This window comes from Actinocrinis sp. (genome assembly GCF_035605935.1).
Taxonomy (GTDB): Bacteria; Actinomycetota; Actinomycetes; order Streptomycetales; family Catenulisporaceae; genus Actinocrinis.
In genome coordinates, this window is the sequence record NZ_DATNGK010000153.1 from 1 (window position 1) to 23,573 (window position 23,573).

The window sequence follows — 23,573 nt, forward strand, 5'->3', positions numbered from 1 at the left end:
CGTCCCGGTGGTCCGGGACAGCCCCTCGGCGACCTTCTGCCCGCCGCCGGTGCCGAAGACGTCGACCATCTCGTCGCAGTGCGGGCAGGGCAGCCCGGACATGTTCTCCACCACGCCCGCGATGCGCTGGCGGGTCTGCAGCGCGATCGTGCCGGCCCGCTCGGCTACCTCGGCGGCCGCCTGCTGCGGCGTCGTCACCACCAGGATCTCGGCGTTCGGGACCAGTTGCGCCACCGAGATCGCGATGTCACCGGTGCCGGGCGGCAGGTCGAGCAGCAGCACGTCCAGATCGCCCCAGTAGACGTCCGCGAGGAACTGCTGGAGCGCGCGGTGCAGCATCGGGCCGCGCCAGACCACCGGCTCGTTGCCCGGCGTGAACATACCGATCGAGATAACCCGGACGCCGTGCGCGATCGGCGCCATGATCATGTCCTGGACCTGCGTGGGCCGATCGGTCACGCCGAGCATCCGCGGCACCGAGTGGCCGTAGATGTCGGCGTCCACGATGCCGACCTTCAGCCCCTTGGCGGCCATCGCCGCCGCCAGGTTCACGGTCACCGACGACTTGCCGACCCCGCCCTTGCCCGAGGCGACCGCGAAGACCCGCGTGAGCGAGCCGGGCTTGGCGAACGGGATCTCCCGCTCCGGCCGGTCGCCGCGCAGCTTCGACTGGAGCGCCTGGCGCTGCTCGGTGCTCATCACGTCGAGCCCGACGCGCACCGAGCGAACTCCGTCCAGCGCACCGACCTGAGCCGTGATGTCCGCGGAAAGCTTGTCCTTGAGCGGGCAAGCGGCGACGGTCAGGTAAATCTCCACGTCCACCGTGCCGTCTTGGCCGATCACGACGGATTTCACCATGTCGAGCTCGGTGATCGGGCGGCGGATCTCCGGGTCCTGAACCCGGGCCAGCGCCGCGCGCACCTGATCCTCGGTGGGCGTCGTCGTTCTCGTTGTCGTGTCAGCCATGACCTAATGCTATGCGCCGCCCCGGACTGCTCTGCTCGCGGCCACCTCGACCGCCACGCAGCGGCGCACGGGCCGTCGACTGGCGCGCGCTAGGAACCGGTGTTCGCGTTGGGCGGCGTGACGTCTTTGGTCCGAGCCTGGAGCGTGCTCGTCTGGCCAGACGTGCGCAGATCGTCTATCTCCTTGAGCAACGACTGAAGCTCGGAGCGTACGTAATCGCGGGTGGCCACCTCGTTCACGGCCAGCCGCAGCGCGGCGACTTCGCGCAGCAGGTACTCGGTGTTCGCGATCGACCGCTCGTCCCGATCCCGGTCCTGCTCGATCTGCACTCGGTCCCGGTCAGCTTGCCGGTTCTGCGCCAGAAGGATCAGCGGCGCGGCGTACGCGGCCTGTGTGGAGAAGGCCAGGTTCAACAGGATGAAGGGGTAAGGGTCCCAGTGGACTTCCTTGGTCAGCTGAAGGATGTTCAGGACGATCCACACGAAGACGAATGCCGTCTGGATGACGAGGTACCGCGCCGTGCCGAAGTATCGCGCCAGGTTCTCCGAGGCCTGTCCGAACTTGTCCGCGTCGATCTTCGGCCTCAGCGAACGCGCGCGATGGATATCGCGAGGCTGGTCCAGGCGGGGCTGTTCGCGCCGCGCCGCCTGACGCATAGCCCTGCGCGTCTCCGTGTCATGCGCCATGGCCGCCCCCTCCCGAATCGTCTGCGTGTGCACCGGTGCTCAGGTCGTGCGCGTGAAGGTCGCGTAGTCTCCAGTTGCCCGGAAGTACGTGGTCAAGCACGTCGTCGACGGTGATCGCGCCGAGAAGGTGCCCGGAGTCGTCCACGACCGGCGCGGCGACGAGGTTATAGGTGGCCATGAACGAGGTGACCGCGTTCAGTGGCTGCTCCGGCCGCAGCGGCTCGATCCCGTTGTCCACGGCCGCGCTCACCAGGGTCGCCGGCGGCTCGCGCAGCAGCCGCTGGAAGTGCACGACGCCGAGGAAACGCCCGGTCGGCGTCTCCAGCGGCGGCCGGCACACGTAAACCTGGCTCGCGTGCGCGGGGGAGAGCTCCTGAACCCGGATCCGCGCCAGCGCCTCGGCCACCGTGGCATCTGGAGGCAGCACGATCGGTTCGCTGGTCATCAGGCCGCCAGCGGTGTCGTCGGAGTAGATCAGCAGCCGGCGCACCGGGGCCGCCTCACCCGGCTCCATCAGCTCGAGCAGCCGTTCGGACTCCTCGGCCGGCAGGTCCCCGAGCAGGTCGGCGGCGTCGTCAGGGTCCATCGCCTCCAGCACGTCCGCGGCCCGCTCCACCTCCAGCTTGGTCAGGATCTCCACCTGCTCGTCCGCGGGCAACTCCTCGAGCACGTCGGCGAGCCGGTCGTCGTCGAGGGCCGCGACCACCTCGGTGCGCCGCTTCGGGTTCAGGTCGTGCACGGCCCGCGCCAGGTCGGCCGGGCGCATCTTCTCGAAAGTGCGAATCAGCGTCGCCGCGGCCTGGCCCGGCTCGTCGGCCGCGAAACCGGTCAGCGCTTCCCAGTCGACCGTCTGGCTCTCGCCGTGCCGCCGGAAGCCGCGCCCCGGGCGCCGCACGAAGACCTTGGTGACCTCCCAGTCTCGGCCGGGGTTCAGCTCGATGGCCAGATCCACGACCTGCACCTCGGTGCCGTCCGAGACCAGCCGCACCCGCCGATCGGTCAGCTCGGCGAGCAGCAGCGCCTCGCCGGGCCGCTGCTGGAACCGGCGCATATTGATCAGGCCGGAGGAGATGACCTGACCGCCCTCGATCGCGGTCACCCTGGTCATGGGCAGGAAGACCCGGCGCTTGCCGGTCACCTCCGAGACCATCCCGAGCACCCGCGGGCGCGCGGAGTCGGTATGCATGGTGACCACGACGTCCCGGATCCGCCCGACCTGGTCGCCGTCCTGGTCGAACACCGGCTTTCCGGCAAGATGCGAGATGAAGATCCGGGACGGAGCCCTGGTCGCCGCCACGCGTGGCCCTCCTGCTCTGTCCTGGCCGCCGGTCGGGCGGGCGCTGCGTTCACCACTGTCTCTTCGTTAAGCACTGTGTCCAGCGCTTTCAGCTTTAGACTATGTCGCCGGATTGACTGTCGGACAGTTCGAACCGTCCGATCTGCGGACCACGGTCCGACGCGCCGCTTCGCTACACTGCCGGACTCGGAGACACCGGTGCGAACAGGGAAGTGACGGCTAGTCGAATGGCGCGTATATCCATGGCCACCGCTGTCCTCGGCCCGGTAGTCGCAGTCGCTCTGGCCAGCGCGCTGACCGCGTGTTCAGCCGACGATCCGGCGCACCGCTCCTTCCGTCCGCAGGAGATCACCGCGTCCGGCATTCCCTACACCGGCAACGGGATCGCGGCACTGGACCCGCAGGCGATCGTGACTAAGACGGTGAAGGCGACCTCCTCCGCACCGACCGCGCACGTGACCGGAACGCTCAGCGGCGTACCGGTCTCCGGCGGGACGTTCACCGTCGACATGGTCTTCACCCAGTTCGGCGCGGTCGGCGACGTGACCAGCGGCAGCGCGACCAGTCGGCTGCTGCGGGTCGAGGACGAGGTGTGGACCGCCGAACCGTCCTCGTTCTGGAAGGAGATCGGCGCGATCGACAACGGCAAGGCGTACGGCGGCCTGTACGTACGCATTCCGATTGCAGATCCGCGCTATGCCGGTTTCACCAACGACACGCGCATCGGGTACCTGCTCGATCGGTTGTTGCTGACCTCTGCGACGTGGGCGAAGGGCAAGGTTGGCACGGTCAACGGCGAAAACGCACTCGAACTCGACGGTACGGGTCGCGATGGGCATAAGGCATCGATCTGGGTAGCCACCGACGGAGTGCCCTACATCCTGCGGATCGCGCCCACAGCAGGCAGCTACCAAGGTCGGATCGACTTCACCGACTACGAGGACCGCGTCGCCATCCAGGCTCCGCTGCCCGGCGAGGTACTCGACAACGCGCTGATTGTGCTGCCGCCGACGTCGAGTCCGAGCGCTTCGTCGAACGCGTACGGCTCCAGTGGCTCGGCGAGTCCCACGGCGAGCAGTCGCAGCACCGGACCGACGAAGCCGCCGACGTCGCCGTCCGCCACGCCCAGCTCCACAGCGTCCGGATTGAACCCGCCGTCGCCGTCGGCATCGCCGTCTGCGACGCCGTCAGGTCCCGGGCACGGACATGGCTGAGGCGGGTGAACGGAGGCGGACCGAACGGAGGTCGGTGAAGGTACGCGCCTAGAAGGAGCGCGTTGAAGGGAGCGCGGGCGCGGGGTGTTAGCGCGAGCGCGTCGTCGCCGGGGAAGGCGGCACGGGAGCGGCACCCGAGGCGGTGGCGTAATGGCCGGGGCCTTCGAGCAATGCTCCCTGCGGGCGGATGCGGAAGATCGCGGAGTTCGCTGCCCACCGCTCCGGCTGTGCTTCGCCGTCGTGTGCGTTAAGTCGCTTCCCGTGCAATACGGGCACGACCGTGGCCCATTCCTCGGTGCCTGGCACGATCCGCGCCACCACGCCCGGCCAGCTGACCAGTCGGCCGCCTTTGTCCTTGGACCGTACGGTAACGCGCACGGTGATCCCGTCGGCCAGTCCGGGCAGCGACTGCTCGCCCCCGCCGACCACGATGTACACCGCGCCTTGCTCGTCCTGCTCATGCCACACGTGCCAGGCTGCCCGGTCACGCAGCCCCGATACCGCTACCCAGATCAGGCCCGACTTCTTGCATGCCTCCTCGATGAGCGCTGCATCGGGGATGGTCAGCGCGGAACGGCCGGCGGCGGTTGACGGGGCGGACACTGACGGGCTGCTCATGGCTCAGAACTTTCCCACAAGGCACTAGAGCGTCCCTCAGCGGGGACAGCCTGTAGAAGTTCGCCGCCGGGGCCGCGACGGTCGCGCGGTACGCTGGCTAGGCCGTGTCACAGTCGCGACCGAGGAGCACCCCTGACTGCCCAGACCGCCCCCGCTCCCACCTCGCTCCCGGTCTCCGCAGTACACCGGCCTCCGCGGGCTGATATGGCGATACTCGCGGTGGCGGTTTGCGCGGTCGGCACCTCCGGTCCGCTGATCGCCGCCACCGCCGCTCCCGCGCTGGCGATCGCCTTCTGGCGCAACGTGTTCGGCGCCGCCGCGCTCACGCCCTTCGCGCTGACGCGCCACCTCGGCGAGCTGCGCGCGATGAACGGTGTGCAGTGGCTCTCCAGCCTGGCTGCGGGCGTGGCTCTCGGCCTGCACTTCTCCACGTGGACCCCGAGCCTGACGATGACGTCCGTCGCCTCCGCGACCGCCTTCGCCGCCGCGCAGCCGATCTTCGCCGCCCTCATCGCGCTGTTTCGCGGCGAGCACATCTCCCGCCAGGCGTGGTCCGGCATTCTGATCGCGGTCGCCGGGGTGGTCGCACTGTCGGGCGTAGACCTGCACCTGTCGGTGCGGGCGTTCTCCGGCGACCTGCTCGCGCTGCTGGCCGGGGCGCTGGCCGCGGTATATATGACGGTCGGCGCGAACGTCCGCAAAACCGTCTCGCTCGCTCCATACGCGGTGGTCTGTTACACGACGGCCGCATTCGTGCTGGCCGGGCTGGCGCTGGCGACCGGTGAGCACCTCACCGGCATGTCAGGGAACGCCTGGATCAAGATCCTCGGGCTGACCGCCGGAGCCCAGTTGCTCGGGCACACCCTGTTCAACCGCGTGCTGAAGACCACCAGCCCGACCGTGGTCTCGCTGTGCATCCTGCTGGAAGTGCCCTCGGCCGCGCTGATCGCGGCCCTGTGGCTCGGACAGGTGCCCTCCTGGTCAATGCTCCCGGGCGCGGCGCTGATCCTGGCTGGTCTCGCGGTGGTGACCCTCGGCGGAGGTAAGGCGGGACCCGCGGTCGCGGCGCGTGGCACGGATCACTCCGGTGCGCCCGAGACGGCGGATGTGACTGGCCAGTAACCTGGCGGTGTCCGACTAGTTGTGCCCCGATTCAGCTATGTCACCGGTCCGTACCCGCTTCGGGAGGGAACCCGCCCCATGGCCAACGCCAACGTCAACCGCCCGCGCCGCTCCTGTCTCGCCGTACCCGGCTCGAACCCGCGCTTCCTGGAGAAGGCCCAGACGCTGCCCGCCGACCAGGTCTTCCTCGACCTCGAGGACGCCTGCGCCCCGCTGGAGAAGGAGGGCGCCCGGCTCAAGATCGTCGACGCGCTCAACAACGGCGACTGGACCGGCAAGACCCGCACCGTCCGGGTTAACGACCTGACCACGCACTGGACCTATCGCGACGTCGTCACGGTCGTCGAGGGCGCCGGAGCCAACCTGGACTGCATCATGCTGCCCAAGGTGCAGGACGCCGGGCAGGTGGTCTGGCTCGATCTGCTGCTCACGCAGATTGAGAAGACCATGGGCTTCGAGGTCGGCCGCATCGGCATCGAGGCGCAAATCGAGAACGCCAAGGGCCTGGTCAACGTCGACGCCATCGCGGCCGCCTCGCCGCGGGTCGAGACGATCATCTTCGGCCCGGCCGACTTCATGGCCTCGATCAACATGAAGTCGCTGGTCGTCGGGGAGCAGCCGCCCGGATACGACGTCGGCGACGCATACCACTACATCCTCATGCGTATCCTGATGGCCGCGCGCGCCAACGACGTGCAGGCCATCGACGGCCCGTACCTCCAGGTCCGCAACCCCGAGGGTTTCCGCCGGGTAGCCGGCCGCAGCGCCGCCCTCGGCTTCGACGGCAAGTGGGTGCTGCACCCGGACCAGATCGCCATCGCGAACGAGCTCTACGCGCCGAGCCAGGAGGACTACGACCACGCCGAACTGATCCTCGACGCGTACGAGTTCTACACCTCGGAAGCCGGCGGTAAGAAGGGCTCGGCGATGCTCGGCGACGAGATGATCGACGAGGCCTCGCGCAAGATGGCGCTGGTGATCGCGGGCAAGGGCCGCGTGGCCGGATACTCGCGCACCTCGAAGTTCGAGCCGCCGGCCGCCTGAGCCCAGACCCGTGAAGCACAGTCCAACCGGTCCGCCGCCATGTGTCCCGCGCTGACCTCGGCGTCGCGAGTAGTGGTCGGTGCCACACTTCACAAGGCTGCGGCTCCCGGGGATACTCACCAGTAACTAAGCCGCCCCGCACCCCGGCCACGGGGGCGGGAGCACGAGTGATCCGGGAGCCCAGTCACATGGCACGTCTCGCCCGCACCGAGGGCCTCAGCGAGGTCCAGCAGGAGATCCTGGCCGCCGTCCACACCTTCGTGGACAAGGAGATCATCCCGGTGGCCAACGAGCTGGAGCACGCCGACGAGTACCCGGCCGAGATCGTCAAGGGCATGGCCGAGATGGGCCTGTTCGGCCTGATGATCCCGGAGGAGCACGGCGGCATCGGCGAGTCGCTGCTGACCTACGCCCTGGTCGTCGAGGAGATCGCGCGCGGCTGGATGTCCGTGTCCGGCATCCTCAACACGCACTTCATCGTCGCGTACATGATCAAGCAGCACGGTACCGACGAGCAGCAGGCGTACTTCCTGCCGCGGATGGCTGAAGGCACCGTGCGCGCGGCGTTCTCGATGTCCGAGCCCGCGCTCGGCTCGGACGTGGCCGCGATCAAGACGAAGGCCGTGCGGGACGGCGACGATTATCTGATCACCGGTCAGAAGATGTGGCTGACCAACGGCGGCACCTCCAGTCTTGTCGCGCTGCTCGCCCGCACCGACGAGGGGCACGAAGCCCCGCACAAGAACATGACCACCTTCCTGGTCGAGAAGGAGCCCGGATTCGGCGAGGTGCAACCCGGCCTGACCGTGCCCGGCAAGATCGCCAAGATGGGCTACAAAGGCGTCGACACCACCGAGCTGGTGCTCGACAACGTGCGCATCCCGGCCAACCGGGTGCTCGGCGGGGTCACCGGCCGCGGCTTCGCGCACATGATGGACGGTGTCGAGGTCGGCCGGGTCAACGTCGCCGCCCGCGCGTGCGGGATCGCGCTGCGGGCCTTCGAGCTCGGCATCGCCTACGCGCAGCAGCGTTCCACCTTCGGCAAGCCGATCGCGCAGCACCAGGCGATCCAGTTCAAGCTCGCCGAGATGGCGGTGAAGGTGGAGGCCGCGCACCAGATGATGGTGCGGGCCGCGCGGGTGAAGGACGCCGGGCAGCGCAACGACCTCGAGGCGGGGATGGCGAAGTACCTGGCCGCCGAATACTGCAAGGAGGTCGTCGAGGACTCCTTCCGCATCCACGGCGGCTACGGCTACTCGAAGGAATACGAGATCGAACGCCTCTACCGCGAGGCCCCGATGCTGCTGATCGGCGAGGGCACCGCCGAGATCCAGAAGATGATCGTCGGGCGGCGGCTGCTGGAGGAGTACAAGCTGAAAGGCTGAGGCGAACCTCCATATGGCGCCCGCTTGATGCGGGTCCGTTTAAAAATTGGTAGCACCTCCGTTTTAGAGTTAGACCATGCGAGCGGTAGCGAAGCCGACGTCGCGGGAGTTGCGGCGTCTTGTGCCCGGCCGACTGGTGCAGGTAGCCGGCAGCGCGCACCACGTCGTGGTGGATGAGGGTCCGGATGATGTCCCGCCGGTGGTCTTCACCTCCGGGCTCGGCGGGGCCTGGTACGACTGGGACGCCGTCGTCCCGCTGCTGGCGGGACGGGCCGCCCTGGTCCGCTTCGATCGGCCGGGACTCGGCTGGTCGCAGCCTGTCGCGGTGCCGCCGACGCTGGCCGCGGAGGCCGGACGTATCAGGGAACTGCTGCGCGTGCTCGAACTCGAACGCCCGGCCGTGCTGGTCGGTCATTCGCTGGCCGGGTTTCACGTCGAGGCTTTCGCGCGCATGTTCCCGGAGCTGACCGCAGGTGTCGTACTCGTCGACGGCTCGACCGAGCCCGACGCGGTACCGCAGCCCGCTTATTCGGAGCGGGTACGGCGGTGGCGCAGGATCGGCGGTATCGGGCGGGTGAGCGGCATAGGCGGAATCGTCGGACCGGCGGCTTGGCGTATCATCGTCGCCGGGACGACCCTCGGTGGTCCGGCGGTCGCCGACCTGGAGCAGGTGCGCGCCACCTTCGCGGCCGGACGCCCCGGGGTCGCGGCGATGGTCGAGAACACGCTGTACTACGACGTCGCCGCGGAACTGCTGGAGCTGCGCTGCGAACGCGAATTCCCGCCGGTCCCGCTTCAAGTCCTCGCCGCGTTCGGCCGCTCGCGCATCGAGCGCGCGATCATGCCGCGCGGCGCCGCGGCGCAGTTCGCCGATCGATGGTGGCGCAGGCAGCGCGCTCTAGCGGAACTTTCTCCGCGCGGCGAACTGGTGGAGCTCAAGGACAGCGGGCACTACATTCCGTTCGATCGTCCTGACGCGGTCGCGGATGCGGTACTCGATGTGATCGATGCGATGGACATCGAGCATGGCGACGGGCAGCGCGCTCGGCGGTAACGCGCCGACGCGTACGGCGTACGTACGGCCGCTCCGAGTAGTCCGCGTGGCTGATTACCCGACTCACGCTGACGTGAGCCGGTGTGGTGAGGCAGGATAGGGCGCGGAACGCGACTGGGAGGGCTCGAAGCTCCAATGGCAACCTATTACGTGATCGCACGCGTGGACGGCACCCGACAAGTGGGACCGGACCGGCAGAGCGTGGATCTTGCCGACGCTCTCGAGCGCGGTATCACCCACTTTATCCAGGTCCCCGAGCTGGATGAGGACGAGCGCTCGGCCGACCCGTACGGACTGCTGGTGCATCCGGAGCCCGCGCAGAGCGGCCTCGGCATCGCCGACGACATGACGCTGACCCTGGGCGTCGATGGGTCGTTCCGGCTTTTCCAACTCCAGGCGGTGCCCGCACCCGACCACTTCACCCCCAGCTCCGCGGTCGGCTCACAGGCCATCGTCACCCGCGAGTTCCTGGCGATAGCCGAGGCTCCGGCATGGTGGGCATACGGGCCGCACGGCCGCAACGTACTCGGCCTGATCTACGCACTGAGCGGCCTCAAGCGCGAGGAGCTGGACGCAATCGGGCGGCGCATCGACAGCGCCGGCCTGGAATTCGCCAAGGTCAAGTTCGATGCGCTGGGCGTGGCCGACCGGGCGATCGCCGAATCCGGGCGTACCGGGGCGGCCCGGCTCGCTCGTGGCTACGCGCGCGCTGCCACGTATGGCACCTGGGATCGCGACTCGGCCCTTGGGCACGCCGCCTCGCTCGCGGGTGACGTCGCGTACGTGATGAGCGTTGGTGACCTTGTGCCGACCCAGACCATCGATGCCCTTACCTCGTGGCTCAAGCCACAACTCAACGAATTGCACCCGGCGGGAGAGGGCCCTGACTACGGTGCCCAGTTGGCGCAGCAGGAGGCGGGCGAGGGCGCGAATGACGGGGCCGACGCGGTCGAGCAGTAGCCCGGCGCACCTTGAATCGGCGCGCATCCGATATGGCGAAAGGCACTGAGTACCGCCGCGTGACTTAGGCCACGGCCCGGGTGCTACCGGTCGGTAACTTATTGCGGCAAGATGGCGGGACAGTATGTGCCTGGACCCGTTCGCCACCATGAGGAGCTGACCGCGATGCAGTTCGGCCGCTACTTCGAGGAGTTCGAGGTCGGTGCCGTCTACAAGCACTGGCCGGGCAAGACCGTGACCGAGTACGACGATCATCTGTTCTGTCTCATCACCATGAACCACCACCCGCTGCACCTCGACGCGCACTACGCCGAGCAGACCACCGACTTCAAACGCAACGTCGTGGTCGGCAACTACATCTACTCGCTGCTGCTGGGCATGTCAGTGCCCGATGTCTCCGGCAAGGCCATCGCGAATCTGGAGGTCGAGTCGCTGCGGCACATCGCCCCGACCTTCCACGGCGACACCATCTACGGCGAGACCACGGTGCTGGACAAGACCGAGTCGAAGTCCAAGGAGGACCGCGGTGTCGTCTATGTCGAGACTCGCGGCTATAAGCAGGATGGCACCGTAGTGTGCGTATTCCGCCGCAAAGTCATGGTGCCCAAGCGCTCCTATGGCGAGACCCGGGGCGGGGAGCAGCCGGGCAGGCCGGAACCGCTACCCTAAAAACAACACCGGCCTGACACACCCGGCTGATACTCGCTCCCTGCGGAGCACCGGGCACGGCCACACGGCCCCGTCAGAGTGACGGACGCTTGACTGAAGACACCTGAACGGGGGACTGTTCAGCCTATGAAGGGCGAGCCAAGCTGCCCACGGTGCGGGAGCCGCGTGCGTGCTCCCGGCGACCCGTCGGCCCCGTTGCCAGTGGTTCCAGATGACTTGGCGCGACCTATTCCGGACACCATCCCGGAGAATCTGGCCGAACTTCCGGTGGATTTGCTGCCGGTGCAGTCGCCTGCGTCAGGGACCGAACTGTGGACGTGCGAGTTGCACGGCTCGGTTTATCCGGTGCAGCCGATCCTCGCGCCGAGCCCTGCGGTACTCAGTTCGGTGGTACAGCGCTCGCAGGTCCCGCTGTGGTTGCCTTGGCCGCTACCGCATCGCTGGGCGTTCAGCGGAGTCGCCTACGCTGGCGATCATCACACCGGTGCGCGCGCGACGGTGATAGCGGCCAGCGGGCCGTCCCCGTTCGGCGGCGAGGGCGACATGCTGCTGATCGCCGAGGAGATGGGGATAGGGCTGGGAGCGCGGTTCGCCGGCTTGGCCGGACCTGACCCCGGCCCGATCTTCGAGGACACCGCGGCGCACGCGAAGGTTTACGCGGCGGGCCGGCCGACCCCGATGTGGTCAGTACCGGACACCGGCGATCGTGCGGTCTTCGTCGGCGAGGCGCGCGGCATGTGGCTGTGGCTGGTGCTGTGGCCGGCGCTGGCCGGCACGCTGCTGTACGAGGACATGGTGCTCACCGACCTGCGCGACGCGGGCTCGGAGATCGCGCACCTGCCCGTAGGCTCTCTCTCCTCGCGCTTCTTCGCTTGATCGCAACGCGCGACCGCGTCCAGACCGCGCAGCGCCTGCCTGTAAGGTGATTGGCGTTCGGCCGGCGATCACCTGCTTGGTGTTGGACGACTCGGGATCAGGATGCGCATCGATCTGCATACGCACAGCTCTTGCTCGGACGGCACCGACACCCCGACCGAACTGGTCGAGGCCGCCAAGGCCGCGGGCTTGGACGTCGTCGCGCTCACCGACCACGACACCACGGCCGGCTGGGATGAGGCCGCAGCGGCCGGCGAGCGTTTCGGCGTGACGGTGGTGCCAGGTGCCGAACTGTCCTGCCGACTGAACGGCATTCAGATCCACCTGCTCGGCTATCGCTTCGACCGCGCCGAGCCGCAGTTCGCCCGCGAGCGCAACCTGCTGCGCGATGACCGCGAGCGCCGCGCGGAGTTGATCGTGCAGCGCTGCCGGGAGTTGGGCGCGCCGATCACCTGGGAGCGGGTACGGGAGATCGCGGGTAACGCCTCGATCGGCCGACCACATGTGGCCAGCGCGCTGGTCGAGGCTGGAGTGGTCCCCTCGGTGGATGCGGCGTTCTCCTCCGACTGGCTGGCGGACGGCGGGCGCGCCTATGTCGATAAGTACGCGCTTGATCCGTACCGCGCGCTGGATCTGTTGCATGCTTCGGGCGGTGTCGCGGTCTTCGCGCACCCGGCGGCGGGTCGCCGCGGCCGGATTGTGACGGATGATCAGATCGCGCAGCTGGCTAAGGCGGGGCTGCGCGGCATCGAGGTCGACCATGTGGACCACGACGCGGCGGCGCGCGACCGGATCAGGGGTCTGGCCGCTGACCTTGGCCTGGTACCGACCGGTTCGAGCGACTACCACGGCGAGCGCAAGACCGTGCGCATAGGGCAGAACACCACGGCGCCTGAGGCGTACGAGGCGTTGTTCGCGTGAATCTCACCCTGTTCGGCACCTCATTCATCACGCTTTTCGTGATCATGGACCCGCCGGGTACCGTGCCGATCTTCCTCGCGCTGACCTCTGGGCGCTCGCAGCGAGCCCGCCGTCATCTGGCGCAGCAGGCTGCCCTGGTCTCGCTCGTGGTCATCTCCTGCTTCGCCGCGTTCGGCCAGCAGATCCTGAAATACCTGGGCATCACGGTGCCCGCGCTGGAGGGCTCCGGCGGCCTGCTGCTCCTGCTCATCGCGCTGGAACTGCTGACCGGTCGCGCAGACGAACCGAGCGAGGCGGCGGACGTCAACGTCGCGATGGTGCCGCTCGGCACGCCGCTGCTCGCCGGGCCTGGCGCCATCGTCGCGGTGATCCTGTTCGTGCAGCGGATCCACACGGCGGGAGACTTCCTCGCCGTGGCGGCCGCGATCCTGCTCACTCATGTGATCATCTGGCTGACGATGCGGTTTTCGGTGCACATCATCCGGGTGATCAAGGATTCCGGGGTCACGCTGGTGACCCGGATCGCCGGTCTGCTCCTGGCCGCCATCGCGGTGCAGATGGTCGCGGACGCGGCGATCGCCTTCTCCAAGGTCGCCTGAGCGGCTGAAAGTCCGTCAGCCGAGCCAGAACTCCAGCAGGCGGTCCGCGACGAGGCCGGGCTGATCGGTGTTGGGGGAGTGGCCGGCGCCCGGGATGACCGCGAACTCGGCGCCGAGCCGGTCGGCCGTCTCCCGCAACAGCTGCGCCGACCAGACATCCTCATCGGCGCCGGTCATGATCAGGCAGGGCAGGTTCCAGGCGTCTAGCAGGGCCTTGAGGTCGTCGGTGCGGTCGGGCTCATGCAGCAGTCGCCGCGCCATGGTGAAGATCGATCCGGGGTCGTTCGCCAGCCAGCGATGCAGCAGGAAGGCGCTCACGTGCGGATCGGGATGCTGATCCATCGGGCTCAGTTCGTGGATCTGTCGCAGCGTCAGCTGGTCTGCCACGGAAAGCAGCAGTTCGAGCCGGTCGCGCGAGGCTTTGCCGAGTACGGCGGCCGGTCCGGAGTCGAGGAAGGTCACCGAGGCGAGCGGAAGCAGTGCGCCAAGGCTCGGGCCCTGCTCGGGCTCGGGCTCAGCGTCGAAGTGGGCGCCGAGCACCGCCTCGCGGACGGTGTGTCCGCCGAACGAGTGGCCCAGCAGGTGCACCGGCTGCTGCGTCTCGGCCGCGAGCCGGCGCACCAGTGCGCGGATGTCGGAAGCGAACACGCTGGAGCCGTAGCCCTGGCCCGCCGCACCTGACTCTGCATACGCGGCCGGGTCGGCTAGGCCGGTCGAGTCGCATTGGCCGCGTTGATCGATGGCGAGCACGTGCACGCCCGCCGCGGTAAGCGGTTCGAGGACGTGGAGGAAGTCCTCCTTGGACCCGGTGAACCCGGGCACCATCAGCGTCGCCGCCACTGCCGGGCGGTCCGGTCGCGCTTCGATCGCGGCGAGCGGGCCGTCCGGCAGCGGCAGATCGACGCGCCGGGCACAGCGCGGCAGGACCGTCGAGAGAGGCGTGGACACGTTGCGCTCCGAGGGTTGATCTGCCGCGTCGTCCCGGACTCGTACTACTGCTGCTGCTCAGCCTGCGGGGTCTCGACCACGGGCTCAGCTGCCGCCGACTTGCGGCTGCGGCTGGCCCGCACTCGGGTGCGGCGCGGGTTCGCGACAGGTCCGGCGTCCTCGTCGGACGCTTCTGCTCCCGCCTCGGCCGTGGCGACAGCCTCGGCAACCGGCTTGCGGGTCCGGGTGCGCTTGCGCGGCTCGGCGGCAACCGGCTCGGTCACTTCCGGCTCGGCGCCTCCCGACTGGGCAGCTTCGGCTGCGGTAGCGCCCGCCGCGGCCGCGTCGACCTCAACCTTCGCGGCGGCCGGCTTGCGGGTCCGGGTGCGCTTGCGCGGCTCGGCTTGCTCCGTAACCGCCTGCTCGATCGGCGACTCGGCTGAAACGGCGGGCTGCACCTCACCCGCCGACTCGATCGGTCCGGCGAGGGAGCCGGGAGCCAGCTTCACGCTGCCGCCGCCTGCCGTCCCAGCCGGCTTGCGGGAACGGGAGCGCTTTCGCGGAGCCCGCTCCGTGACCAGGGCCGCTTCGGTAGTGGCGACCGGCTCGGCCGCCCGATTGGCGGCGCTCGTCACGCGCTTGATCGTGGCTGTCTCGATCTTGACCGCCTCGGTCTCGACGGACTCGTTTGGCGCTCCGTCGGCGGACTGCCCGACCTCCTGGCCGCGCCGGGTCCGGCTGCGCTGCCGAGGCGTGCGCGCGGGGCGCTCCTGCTTCGGCGCCTCCTTCGGACCCCGGTGGCTGCCGCCGCCGCGCGGCGCGCGACCACGGCCGGTCTCGCCCAGGTCCTCGATCTCCTCGGCCTCCAGGCCCTCACGCACGCGCTCCTGACGCGGCAGCACGCCCTTGATGCTCTCGGGAATGCCGAGGTCCTGGTAGAGCTGCGGCGAAGTCGAGTAAAGCTCGGCGGGCTCGGGGAACGACAAACCGAGCGCCTTGTTGATCAGCTGCCAGCGCGGCACTTCGTCCCAGTCGACAAAGGTCACCGCGATGCCCTTAGCCCCGGCGCGGCCGGTGCGGCCGGTGCGGTGCGTGTAAACCTTCTCGTCCTCGGGGCACTGGAAATTGATCACGTGCGTGACGCCTTCGACGTCGATGCCGCGCGCGGCCACGTCCGTGGCTACCAGAACGTCGATCTTGCCGTTTCGGAATGCGCGCAGCGCCTGCTCACGCGCGCCCTGCCCAAGGTCACCGTGGACCGCGGCCACCGCGAAGTGACGGTCCGACAGCTCTTCGGCGATCTTCGCCACGGTGCGCTTGGTGCGCGCGAAGATCATGGCCAGCCCGCGACCGTCGGCCTGCAGGATGCGCGCGAGCATCTCCACCTTGTCGAGGGAGTGCGCGCGATACACGAAGTGCTCAATGGCCTTGACCATGGTGCCCTCGTCGGCCGGGTCGGCGGCGCGGATGTGCGTCGGCCGGGACATGTACCGGCGAGCCAGCGAGATGACCTGGCCGGGCATGGTCGCGGAGAACAGCATCGTCTGGCGGCCGGTCGGGAGCTGCGCGATGATCCGCTCGACGTCGGGCAGGAAGCCCAGGTCCAGCATTTCGTCGGCCTCGTCGAGCACGAGCGTGCGCACTCCGCCGAGTTCCAGGTGCTGCTGGCGGGTCAGGTCGAGCAGCCGGCCGGGGGTGCCGACCGCGATGTCGATGCCCGCGCGCAGCGCGGCGACCTGCGGCTCGTAGGCGCGGCCGCCGTACAGTGCGTGCACCCGGATCGCGCGAACCTTGCCCGCGTCCAGCAGGTCGTTGGTGACCTGCACCGCCAGCTCACGGGTCGGTACGACCACGAGGGCCTGCGGGGTGCCGTGCGCAGGCGTCTGCCCGGCGGGATCGGAGGAACGAGCGCGGCGCCGGCGGCGCGAGCCGCCGGAAGGCGCGGAAGCGTTGGTGGCCGCGGCGGGTCCAGGAGCCGCGATGTCCTCGGTGGCCGGGTCGGAGCCGGGACCGCTGACGCGCTGCAGCAGCGGGATTCCGAACGCGAGGGTCTTGCCGGTACCGGTCTTGGCCTGCCCGATCACGTCCGAGCCGCCCAGCGCGACCGGGATGGTCGCGGACTGGATCGGGAACGGTGCGGTGATGCCGAGCGCGTCGAGCGCCTCGACGGTCTCCGGGAGGACGCCGAGTTCGGCGAAGGTGTGGGCGGGAGCGACAGTCTCGGCGTCGGTGGTCGCCGCGGCGACCGGGGTGTCGTCGTCGATGGTGTCTGTCGCGCTTGTGGAAATCTGATCACGGATGCTGATGGTCTTGACCTTTTCGTCCTCGGTGACGGCGGGCGTCCCGGAGAGTTCAGCCAGGTCGCGGCACTTGGGCCGCGGGCTGCTCGACCGGGGTTCAGCCGGGCGTCGGCGAGGACCGCGCCGAGCGTGCGGGCTCGGGCCGGTGCCGCCGGGTCTTCACCCGACCAATCGCAGGGCCGCTGCCGTCGTCGTCAGGGGCGGGCCGTGCGGTCGGAGCCGATCGGGGTGCGTTCGGCCGACCGGGCATCCTGTACGGATCGGCGGGTCCCGGGTCACGCCCGAGCCTCGCCGATACAGTCAAGTCACCATGTTACCAGGCGGTTCGCCAACGATCGAGTACGCTGCGTTATGTGCTGGCTGACCTCACAAAATCACCCGTGGGCGCGGCGATTTACGCGGCGCTCGCCGAGCTTGAGCGCCTAGCCGCCCTCCTGCCGCTCGCGCCAGGCCTGGCGGACCGGATGGGTGTCGCCGAGGTGATCGCGCAGCGGCACGAGCGTTACCGGGAATTGCTCGGGCGCTTCGGTGAGGCGGGCGATCCGCAATCGGCCATGGCAGCGGCAGCGCCCGCGCTGGACGACGCTCGTCGGCGGGTCGAGTCGACGGACTGGTGGGAGGCGCTGGCCGCGACGCTCCTCGGCGCAGCGCTCACCGACGAGTTGTTCGAGATTCTGGTCGGGGGACCGAGCGGGGTAGCTGTGGCGGCTGAGCCGGAGCGTGCTGGCGAGGCGTCAGTCGGCGTCGACGCGAACGTCGACGAACCATGGGCGACGCGACGGCTGCGCGCGGCGCTCGCCGAGGACGCGGTGTTAGCGGCGCGCATCGCGATGTGGGGTCGCCGCCTGGTAGGCGAGGCGATCGTGCTGGCCCGCGAGTTCGGCGGCGAGCGCTATCCGGAACTCGCCGACAAGTTGGCCGTGAGCCACGCCCGCAGGCTGGAGAACCTCGGTCTGGCCGGCTGAGTGCGACCGGGTTGAGAGCCCGGACGGACTCAGCGCGGCAGGCGAACTGTCAGAAGGTCTGCTGATCAGCTGGTCACAGTGCGCCGAAGCCGACGCGGCGCGCGGCCGGCTCGCCGATCTCGACGTAGGCCAGCCGGTCGGCGGGAACGATCACCTTGCGGCCCTTGTCGTCATTGAGCACGAGCAGGCCGGTCTTCCCGGTGAGCGCGGCGGAAACCGCCTTCTCCACCTCTTCGGCGCTCAGCTCGGACTCCAGCGAGAGCTCGCGAGCCGCGTGCTGCACACCGATCTTGATCTCCACGGTGGTTGGTTCCTTCCACGTAGACACAGAAGACGCTAGAACGAAGCCTACGTGTTCGACGGGGCGGTACTGCGTCGATCCGCCCGCCGTTCTGCTCTAGGCGAACAGGGAACAGCGAGCGGCACGAGTGATCACAGGTGCGGACGGTGCCTATTGCCGCGCCTTCTTCGCAAGCTCACAGATGCGGACGGTGCCCATGCCCGCACCCTCTTCGCAAGCTCACAGGTGCGGACGGTGCCCATACCCGCACCCTCTTCGCGAGCTCAGAGGTGCGGGAAACCAGCAATCCCGCGCCAGGCGAGCTGCGAGATCAGCTGGGCGGCGGTGTCGCGCGGAATCGGCATCCCGGCCGACAGCCAGTAGCGGGCGGTGACCTGCGAGATGCCGGTCAGGCCCACCGCGAGCACCATCGCCTCGTCCTGCCCGAGCCCGGTGTCCTCCGCGATCACCGCGCTGATGAGGTGCGCGCAGTCCAACTCCGCCTTGTTCACCCGCTCGCGCACGGCCTGCTCGTTCACCAGGTCGGACTCGAACACCAGCCGGAACGCGCCGCTCTCGTGCTCGACGAACCGGAAATAAGCGTTCATCGTCGCGGCGACCCGCTGCTTGTTGTCAGAGGTCGACTCAAGCGCGCTGCGCACCGCCTCGACCAGCGTTTCGCAGTGCTGGTCAAGCAGCGCGAGGTAGAGCTCGAGCTTGCCCGGGAAGTGTTGGTAGAGCACCGGCTTCGACACACCCGCACGGTCCGCGATGTCGTCCATCGCGGCAGCGTGGTAGCCCTGGGCGACGAAGACCTCCTGCGCCGCGCCGAGCAGTTGGGTGCGTCGAGCCAGCCGCGGAAGCCGGGCCGACCGGGGACGGTCGTCGGCGCTGTAAAGCGTTTCGGCTGTACTCACGGTGCCTCTGTTGCCTCTGTCAGGTTCGCGGGTGAAGCAGGTCACACGCATCCTACGCGCCAGTAACCTCTTCAAGCCAGGCTGTCAGCTCGCCCGGCTGCCGTCTACCGGTATTCGTCCTCGTCTACCGGCACGGAAACGGCCTGCTCAGCGGCGTCCGCCGGATCGGCCTCCAGCGGCACCTCCGGCTCCGGACTGGCTGCAAGTCCCGCGTCCCGCGCTTCATCGTCCACCGGCAGCGACTGCTCGGCGGCATCGGCCTCCGGGGCCTCGTACTCGTCGGTGAACTGCTGCTCGGTCATGATCGGACCCCTCATCCGGTGGGTTTCCACCTTAATCGACGACTTTACGCCGATCTCACGCTGCGGTCCCCATTGACGGGAATGGCCGCGGGAGTGGCACGGTTACCTGAAAAGACTTCTTCAAACACGAGTGAGGGGACCGGCTGTGTCCGCAGCGTCTGTGAAGCTGCCCCCGTTGGTCGAGCCGGCCGCGGAGCTGACCGTTGACGAGGTGCGTCGGTACTCGCGCCACCTGATCATTCCCGACGTCGCCATGGACGGCCAGAAGCGCCTCAAGAACGCGAGGGTGCTCTGTGTCGGTGCCGGCGGACTGGGCTCACCGGCGCTGATGTACCTGGCCGCGGCGGGAGTCGGCACTCTCGGCATCGTCGAGTTCGACACGGTGGACGAGTCCAACCTGCAGCGCCAGATCATCCACGGTCAGTCAGACATCGGGCGGTCCAAGGCCGAGTCCGCGCGCGACTCGGTGCGCGAGATCAACCCGTACGTGAACGTGGTCCTGCACGAGGAGCGGCTCGACTCCGAGAACGTGATGGAGATCTTCGCGCAGTACGACCTGATCGTCGACGGCACGGACAACTTCGCCACGCGCTACCTGGTCAACGACGCGTGCGTGCTGCTGAACAAGCCGTACGTGTGGGGTTCGATCTACCGCTTCGACGGCCAGGCCTCAGTGTTCTGGTCCGAGTACGGCCCCTGCTACCGCTGCCTCTACCCGGAGCCCCCGCCCCCCGGCATGGTCCCCTCCTGCGCCGAGGGCGGCGTGCTCGGCGTGCTGTGCGGCTCGATCGGTGCCATCCAGGTCACCGAGGCCATCAAGGTGCTCACAGGCGTCGGCGAGCCGTTGGTCGGCCGCCTGATGATCTACGACGCTCTCGAGATGACGTACCGCTCGGTCAAGGTGCGTAAGGACCCGGAGTGCGCGGTCTGCGGTAAGAACCCGACGGTCACTGAGCTGATCGACTACGAGGCGTTCTGCGGCGCGGTCTCCGACGAGGCCATCGAGGCCGCCAAGGACTCGACCATCACCCCGCGCACCCTCAAGCAGTGGATTGACGACGGCGAGAACATCCAGATCATCGACGTGCGCGAGCCCGCCGAGTACGAGATCGTGTCGATCGACGGCGCCACGCTGATCCCCAAGAACGAGTTCATCATGGGTGAGGCGCTCGCGAAGCTGCCGCAGGACAAGCGGATCGTGCTGCACTGCAAGACCGGTGTGCGCTCGGCCGAGGTGCTGGCGATCGTGAAGTCGGCCGGATTCTCCGACGCGGTGCACGTCGGCTCGGGCATCGTCGGCTGGGTTAACCAGATCGAGCCGGAGAAGCCGATCTACTAGCCGATCTGTTAGTCACCTCGGCTGACTGATCGCAGAACGCTCACGGTTGACGGCTCGTCAGCTATGCACGTGACGGCGGCGTATACGCATCTACAGCGCACCCTTGCGCTGTAGATGCGTAAACGCGAAGTACCCCGGAATCACCGGCAGGTAGGTGCGCAGCAGGCGGAAGATGAACACCGCCGGGGTTCCGACGAGGGCGGGAAGGCCGCCGATGCTGGTGAGCGCACCGGCCATGGCGAGTTCCACGGTGCCGATGCCGCTCGGCACTGGAATGACCGAACCGATTGCCTGCGCGGTGAGAAAGACCACTGCGGTGGTCGCGTACGAGATGTTGGCGTGCGGCGAAATCGTCAGGACCGACGCCCACAGGCACAGCGCGTTCATCAACGACAGCAGGATTGTGCCGCCGAGTCCGATCGACAGCTTCCGCGGGTTCTGCGCCACATCCAGCAGCCGCGGCAGCGTCCCCTCGAAAAACGGCTTGAGCCTGGCCACCGCATATTTGCGCAGCGGCTTGACGCCGATGGTCACCATGGCGATGACGCCGATCGCCAGCAGGATCGCGATGACGACTGTGGACGGCGCGAAGCTGTGTCCGCCGGTTCCGGTATTCGCGATGAAGCTGAACGCGGCGATCAGCGCGATGTGCATGATGAAGCCGACCGCCTGCGAAGCGCCCACCGCGCTGACCGCCGGGCCGGTGCCGATGCCCTGCTTCTGCAGATAGCGCGTGTTGAGCGCGACGCCGCCGACCGCCGCTGGCGCCACGATCGAGACGAACCCGGCCGCGACCTGCACCAGGAAGTTGCGCACCACAGGCAGGCGCTCCGGGATGAACCCGGTCAGCACCATGCCGGCCGCGACATAGGTCATCACCGAGGCGAACACGGCGACCATCGCCCACCACGGCGAGGCGGTGGCAAGAATCTTGGAAAGGCTCAGATTCGAGCTGGCCAGCTGATACAGCACCAGATACGCGGCGACCAGACCGGCCGCGACGGTCAGCAAAGTGCGTGGCCGTAGCCGCTCGAGCTTGACCGGCTCGGCCACCCACGTCGCCTGCGGCTGGTAAGCCAGGATCTGCTCGCGGATGCGCTGCAAGAGGTCCTTGGACTTACGGACGGCCGTGCGCGTCGTGCGCGTGAGCACGACGGGTTGGAGCATAGGCAGCGCTGCACCCATTGCATCCGCGCCGAGCACCTGCGCGCCGATGCGTACCGTGCGCTCCGGTCCGTACCGCAGCGCCAGAGTGGCCATCAACTCCGCGGTGTCGAGCCGGGTCTGCAACGCGCTCGCCGCGATCTCTCCATTACGCAGGTCAAGCAGCCACACTTGGCCATCGCGGTCCACCAGCAACGAGTCCAGGGCGAACCGGCGGTGCGCGACCTGGTGAAGCTGCATCTGCTGCTGGAGCTGCCAGATCCGCGTGAGCAACTCGTCGGTCAGCTCGTCGGGAGTCAGCTTCTCCAGCGACCGGCCCTCGACGCGCTCATACGCGAGCACCGCGGCGTCAGCGCTCAGCTCACGCACCGCGACGAGACGCGGCGTCCGGATGCCCGCATCACGCAGTGCGTAAGACATCAACGCTTCCTGGTCGACCGCGCGCCTAAGCGACAGCAGGTTGCGACGTTGGGCAGGGCCGCGCAGCCTGATCCGGCGATACAGCCGGTAGACCAGACCGACCGCCTGCCTATCCCGGTCGAGCACCGTGACGTCTAGCAGGCGTCCATCGTGCGTATCGGCTTCGTAGCGCCTTGTGTCCTCTGTCTCGCCGATCCATCGGCAGGCCACCGGCTCAAGGCCTGCGTCGAACAGCGAGGTGACCACGTCGTAACCGGTCGGCCTGGCATTCACCACGCCGCGTGCGTAGCGCCACCCGAACGCCACGGTACGGCCGAACAGGAAGGTCACCATCAATCCGACCAGCGCGCTGTTCCCGTTGATCAATGTGGCCACCGCGTAGGTAAGCACACATGACCAGGTGAAGGTCTGGAGCGCGGGCCGGTCACCGAACCCGATGATGGTGAGGAAGGCGATGACTGTGGCGATATATACGTGCAGCGGCGTCGTCGTGCTGCTGGCGAGATGCCGGGTCAGCACCTCGGAGAGCCAGTCGGGTGACGTGTTGGAGTCGATCCACAGGTTGAGCAGCGACGTGCCAAGGTAGGCGATCGCCGCCGCGATGACGCCATCCGCGACCCGCCGGCCCTCGTGCCGATAGAGGCGCTCGATGGCGAGCCCGACCGGGATGACCGCGGTAGCGATATTGGTCAGCAGCGTGATCGTGGACAGGAACAGTTGCGGCGCGAGGGTGATGCTGTTGTGGATATCCGTTTCGAGACCAGTGGTCGTACTCGCACCGGGCACTGCGAGCAGCAGCACGACCGCGATCAGCCCAGTCTCGAAGAGCAACCGCATCAGGTCCGGCGGTCGTCTTATCCGACGAGGCTCTGGCGGCTCGTCCACGGTGATCTGAGCGGGTAACATCACTGGCTGCATCGGCTTGGGCACGCCGGAAACAGGCTTGGCCGAGTCACGGGTGGCACTGCCACCCCTGTGCACGCTCACTGGGCCCCTGTCTCCGTGCTCACGATTTACCGCAGTCCCGATCTGCGTACGCACGCTCGTCCCTATCGTTACCTATCCGGATGCTTGCACGCAGCCCGGGTGAGCAGCGTCCCGCGTTTACCGCAGATATCCTGGCGGCTTCAACGACGGCGGGAATCCATCCGAGGGTTGATTGTGACGCAGCCAGGTCTCGTTCCGGCGGCTGACCCCGACGCGCCGGCGTACGTCCGCAGGGTGCTCGCGGTAGTGCAGTCCATTCCGCGTGGCAAGGTGATGACTTACGGTGACATCGCAGAATACCTGGAGGACGGCGGCGCGCGGCAGGTCGGAGCGGTGATGTCCCGGCACGGCAGCGGGGTGCCGTGGTGGCGGGTGGTCAACGCCTCGGGGGTGCTGCCGCCGCAGTTGCGCGGCGAGGCGGCGCAGCACTACGCGGAGGAAGGCACGCCGTATGACAACTCTCGCGAACGGGTGAATTTGCGGACAGCTCGCTGGGATGGACGCTGAAATCCGCGTCACACTAGTTATCCACAACCTCTTTCCGAGTTTGCCGCTGTTGTC

Annotated in this window: 24 protein-coding genes; 14 read left to right on the forward strand and 10 right to left on the reverse strand. The window is 68.3% G+C overall.

The features are described 5' to 3' along the window. From VN779_RS12920 to VN779_RS12930, 3 genes are all read right to left on the reverse strand, one after another. On the reverse strand, nucleotides 1-966 hold a 966-nt coding region (locus tag VN779_RS12920; protein ID WP_325722857.1), incomplete at its 3' end, for an Mrp/NBP35 family ATP-binding protein. An 89-nt stretch (nucleotides 967-1,055) separates the two neighbouring features. After that, a complete protein-coding gene (locus VN779_RS12925) occupies nucleotides 1,056-1,622 on the reverse strand; it encodes a DUF1003 domain-containing protein (protein ID WP_349260770.1) in 567 nt (188 codons plus the stop codon). Nucleotides 1,623-1,641: 19 nt separating this feature from the next. Next, nucleotides 1,642-2,949, reverse strand: coding sequence for a magnesium transporter MgtE N-terminal domain-containing protein (locus tag VN779_RS12930; protein WP_325722861.1), 1,308 nt, complete (start codon nucleotides 2,947-2,949; stop codon nucleotides 1,642-1,644). Nucleotides 2,950-3,191: 242 nt separating this feature from the next. Here VN779_RS12930 and VN779_RS12935 point away from each other — a divergent pair, with 242 nt between their 5' ends. Beyond that, nucleotides 3,192-4,163 carry a hypothetical protein gene (locus tag VN779_RS12935; protein ID WP_325722863.1) on the forward strand — a complete coding sequence of 324 codons (972 nt, stop codon included), beginning with the start codon at nucleotides 3,192-3,194 and terminating at the stop codon, nucleotides 4,161-4,163. An 87-nt stretch (nucleotides 4,164-4,250) separates the two neighbouring features. Here VN779_RS12935 and VN779_RS12940 read toward each other — a convergent pair whose 3' ends face one another. Then, the gene (locus VN779_RS12940; protein ID WP_325722865.1) at nucleotides 4,251-4,781 is read right to left on the reverse strand and encodes a hypothetical protein; all 531 of its coding nucleotides are present in this window, start codon (nucleotides 4,779-4,781) and stop codon (nucleotides 4,251-4,253) included. A gap of 204 nt (nucleotides 4,782-4,985) precedes the next feature. Here VN779_RS12940 and VN779_RS12945 point away from each other — a divergent pair, with 204 nt between their 5' ends. From VN779_RS12945 to VN779_RS12985, 9 genes are all read left to right on the forward strand, one after another. Beyond that, nucleotides 4,986-5,903 carry a DMT family transporter gene (locus VN779_RS12945; protein WP_325722867.1) on the forward strand — a complete coding sequence of 306 codons (918 nt, stop codon included), beginning with the start codon at nucleotides 4,986-4,988 and terminating at the stop codon, nucleotides 5,901-5,903. Between the two features lie 78 nt (nucleotides 5,904-5,981). Then, a complete protein-coding gene (locus tag VN779_RS12950; protein ID WP_325722869.1) occupies nucleotides 5,982-6,947 on the forward strand; it encodes a CoA ester lyase in 966 nt (321 codons plus the stop codon). A 188-nt stretch (nucleotides 6,948-7,135) separates the two neighbouring features. Then, the gene (locus tag VN779_RS12955; protein ID WP_325722871.1) at nucleotides 7,136-8,332 is read left to right on the forward strand and encodes an acyl-CoA dehydrogenase family protein; all 1,197 of its coding nucleotides are present in this window, start codon (nucleotides 7,136-7,138) and stop codon (nucleotides 8,330-8,332) included. Nucleotides 8,333-8,408: 76 nt separating this feature from the next. Next, nucleotides 8,409-9,386 (forward strand): alpha/beta hydrolase, encoded by a 978-nt coding sequence (locus VN779_RS12960; protein WP_325722873.1) that lies wholly within the window; start codon nucleotides 8,409-8,411, stop codon nucleotides 9,384-9,386. A gap of 135 nt (nucleotides 9,387-9,521) precedes the next feature. Then, nucleotides 9,522-10,346, forward strand: coding sequence for a hypothetical protein (locus tag VN779_RS12965; RefSeq protein ID WP_325722875.1), 825 nt, complete (start codon nucleotides 9,522-9,524; stop codon nucleotides 10,344-10,346). Between the two features lie 165 nt (nucleotides 10,347-10,511). Next, nucleotides 10,512-11,015 (forward strand): MaoC family dehydratase, encoded by a 504-nt coding sequence (locus VN779_RS12970; protein ID WP_349260771.1) that lies wholly within the window; start codon nucleotides 10,512-10,514, stop codon nucleotides 11,013-11,015. Between the two features lie 216 nt (nucleotides 11,016-11,231). After that, entirely contained in the window at nucleotides 11,232-11,891 is a 660-nt protein-coding gene (locus VN779_RS12975; RefSeq protein WP_325722879.1) for a DUF6758 family protein, read from the forward strand. A 102-nt stretch (nucleotides 11,892-11,993) separates the two neighbouring features. Further along, nucleotides 11,994-12,812, forward strand: a complete 819-nt coding sequence (locus tag VN779_RS12980) for a PHP domain-containing protein (protein WP_325722881.1) — start codon at nucleotides 11,994-11,996, stop codon at nucleotides 12,810-12,812. Beyond that, nucleotides 12,809-13,411 (forward strand): MarC family protein, encoded by a 603-nt coding sequence (locus tag VN779_RS12985; protein ID WP_325722883.1) that lies wholly within the window; start codon nucleotides 12,809-12,811, stop codon nucleotides 13,409-13,411. Before VN779_RS12980 ends, VN779_RS12985 begins: the two co-directional genes overlap by 4 nt. Before the next feature lie 15 nt (nucleotides 13,412-13,426). Here the strand turns inward: VN779_RS12985 and VN779_RS12990 are convergent, their stop codons facing one another. Further along, complete coding sequence (locus VN779_RS12990) at nucleotides 13,427-14,359, reverse strand: alpha/beta hydrolase (RefSeq protein ID WP_325722885.1); 933 nt, start codon at nucleotides 14,357-14,359, stop codon at nucleotides 13,427-13,429. A gap of 44 nt (nucleotides 14,360-14,403) precedes the next feature. Continuing rightward, on the reverse strand, nucleotides 14,404-16,422 hold the full coding sequence (locus VN779_RS12995; RefSeq protein WP_349260768.1) for a DEAD/DEAH box helicase: 2,019 nt from the start codon (nucleotides 16,420-16,422) through the stop codon (nucleotides 14,404-14,406). A 58-nt stretch (nucleotides 16,423-16,480) separates the two neighbouring features. Here VN779_RS12995 and VN779_RS13000 point away from each other — a divergent pair, with 58 nt between their 5' ends. Beyond that, nucleotides 16,481-16,630, forward strand: a complete 150-nt coding sequence (locus VN779_RS13000) for a hypothetical protein (protein ID WP_325722887.1) — start codon at nucleotides 16,481-16,483, stop codon at nucleotides 16,628-16,630. A gap of 361 nt (nucleotides 16,631-16,991) precedes the next feature. Next, nucleotides 16,992-17,603, forward strand: coding sequence for a ferritin-like fold-containing protein (locus VN779_RS13005; RefSeq protein WP_325722889.1), 612 nt, complete (start codon nucleotides 16,992-16,994; stop codon nucleotides 17,601-17,603). 73 nt (nucleotides 17,604-17,676) lie between these two features. On the opposite strand, the gene VN779_RS13010 is transcribed toward VN779_RS13005, so the two are convergent. The 3 genes from VN779_RS13010 to VN779_RS13020 all read right to left on the reverse strand — a co-directional run bounded on the left by VN779_RS13010 (nucleotide 17,677) and on the right by VN779_RS13020 (nucleotide 19,102). Beyond that, nucleotides 17,677-17,904, reverse strand: coding sequence for a DUF3107 domain-containing protein (locus VN779_RS13010; protein ID WP_324841223.1), 228 nt, complete (start codon nucleotides 17,902-17,904; stop codon nucleotides 17,677-17,679). A 263-nt stretch (nucleotides 17,905-18,167) separates the two neighbouring features. Then, nucleotides 18,168-18,800: a TetR/AcrR family transcriptional regulator gene (locus VN779_RS13015; protein ID WP_325722891.1), complete on the reverse strand. Its 633-nt coding sequence runs from the start codon at nucleotides 18,798-18,800 to the stop codon at nucleotides 18,168-18,170. A gap of 104 nt (nucleotides 18,801-18,904) precedes the next feature. Then, nucleotides 18,905-19,102 carry a hypothetical protein gene (locus VN779_RS13020; protein WP_325722893.1) on the reverse strand — a complete coding sequence of 66 codons (198 nt, stop codon included), beginning with the start codon at nucleotides 19,100-19,102 and terminating at the stop codon, nucleotides 18,905-18,907. Between the two features lie 160 nt (nucleotides 19,103-19,262). Here VN779_RS13020 and moeZ point away from each other — a divergent pair, with 160 nt between their 5' ends. Then, a complete protein-coding gene (moeZ, locus tag VN779_RS13025; RefSeq protein ID WP_349260773.1) occupies nucleotides 19,263-20,441 on the forward strand; it encodes an adenylyltransferase/sulfurtransferase MoeZ in 1,179 nt (392 codons plus the stop codon). Between the two features lie 90 nt (nucleotides 20,442-20,531). Here moeZ and VN779_RS13030 read toward each other — a convergent pair whose 3' ends face one another. After that, nucleotides 20,532-23,012: a lysylphosphatidylglycerol synthase transmembrane domain-containing protein gene (locus VN779_RS13030; protein WP_325722897.1), complete on the reverse strand. Its 2,481-nt coding sequence runs from the start codon at nucleotides 23,010-23,012 to the stop codon at nucleotides 20,532-20,534. A 174-nt stretch (nucleotides 23,013-23,186) separates the two neighbouring features. Here VN779_RS13030 and VN779_RS13035 point away from each other — a divergent pair, with 174 nt between their 5' ends. Then, complete coding sequence (locus VN779_RS13035) at nucleotides 23,187-23,519, forward strand: MGMT family protein (RefSeq protein ID WP_325722899.1); 333 nt, start codon at nucleotides 23,187-23,189, stop codon at nucleotides 23,517-23,519. Nucleotides 23,520-23,573: the final 54 nt, after the last annotated feature.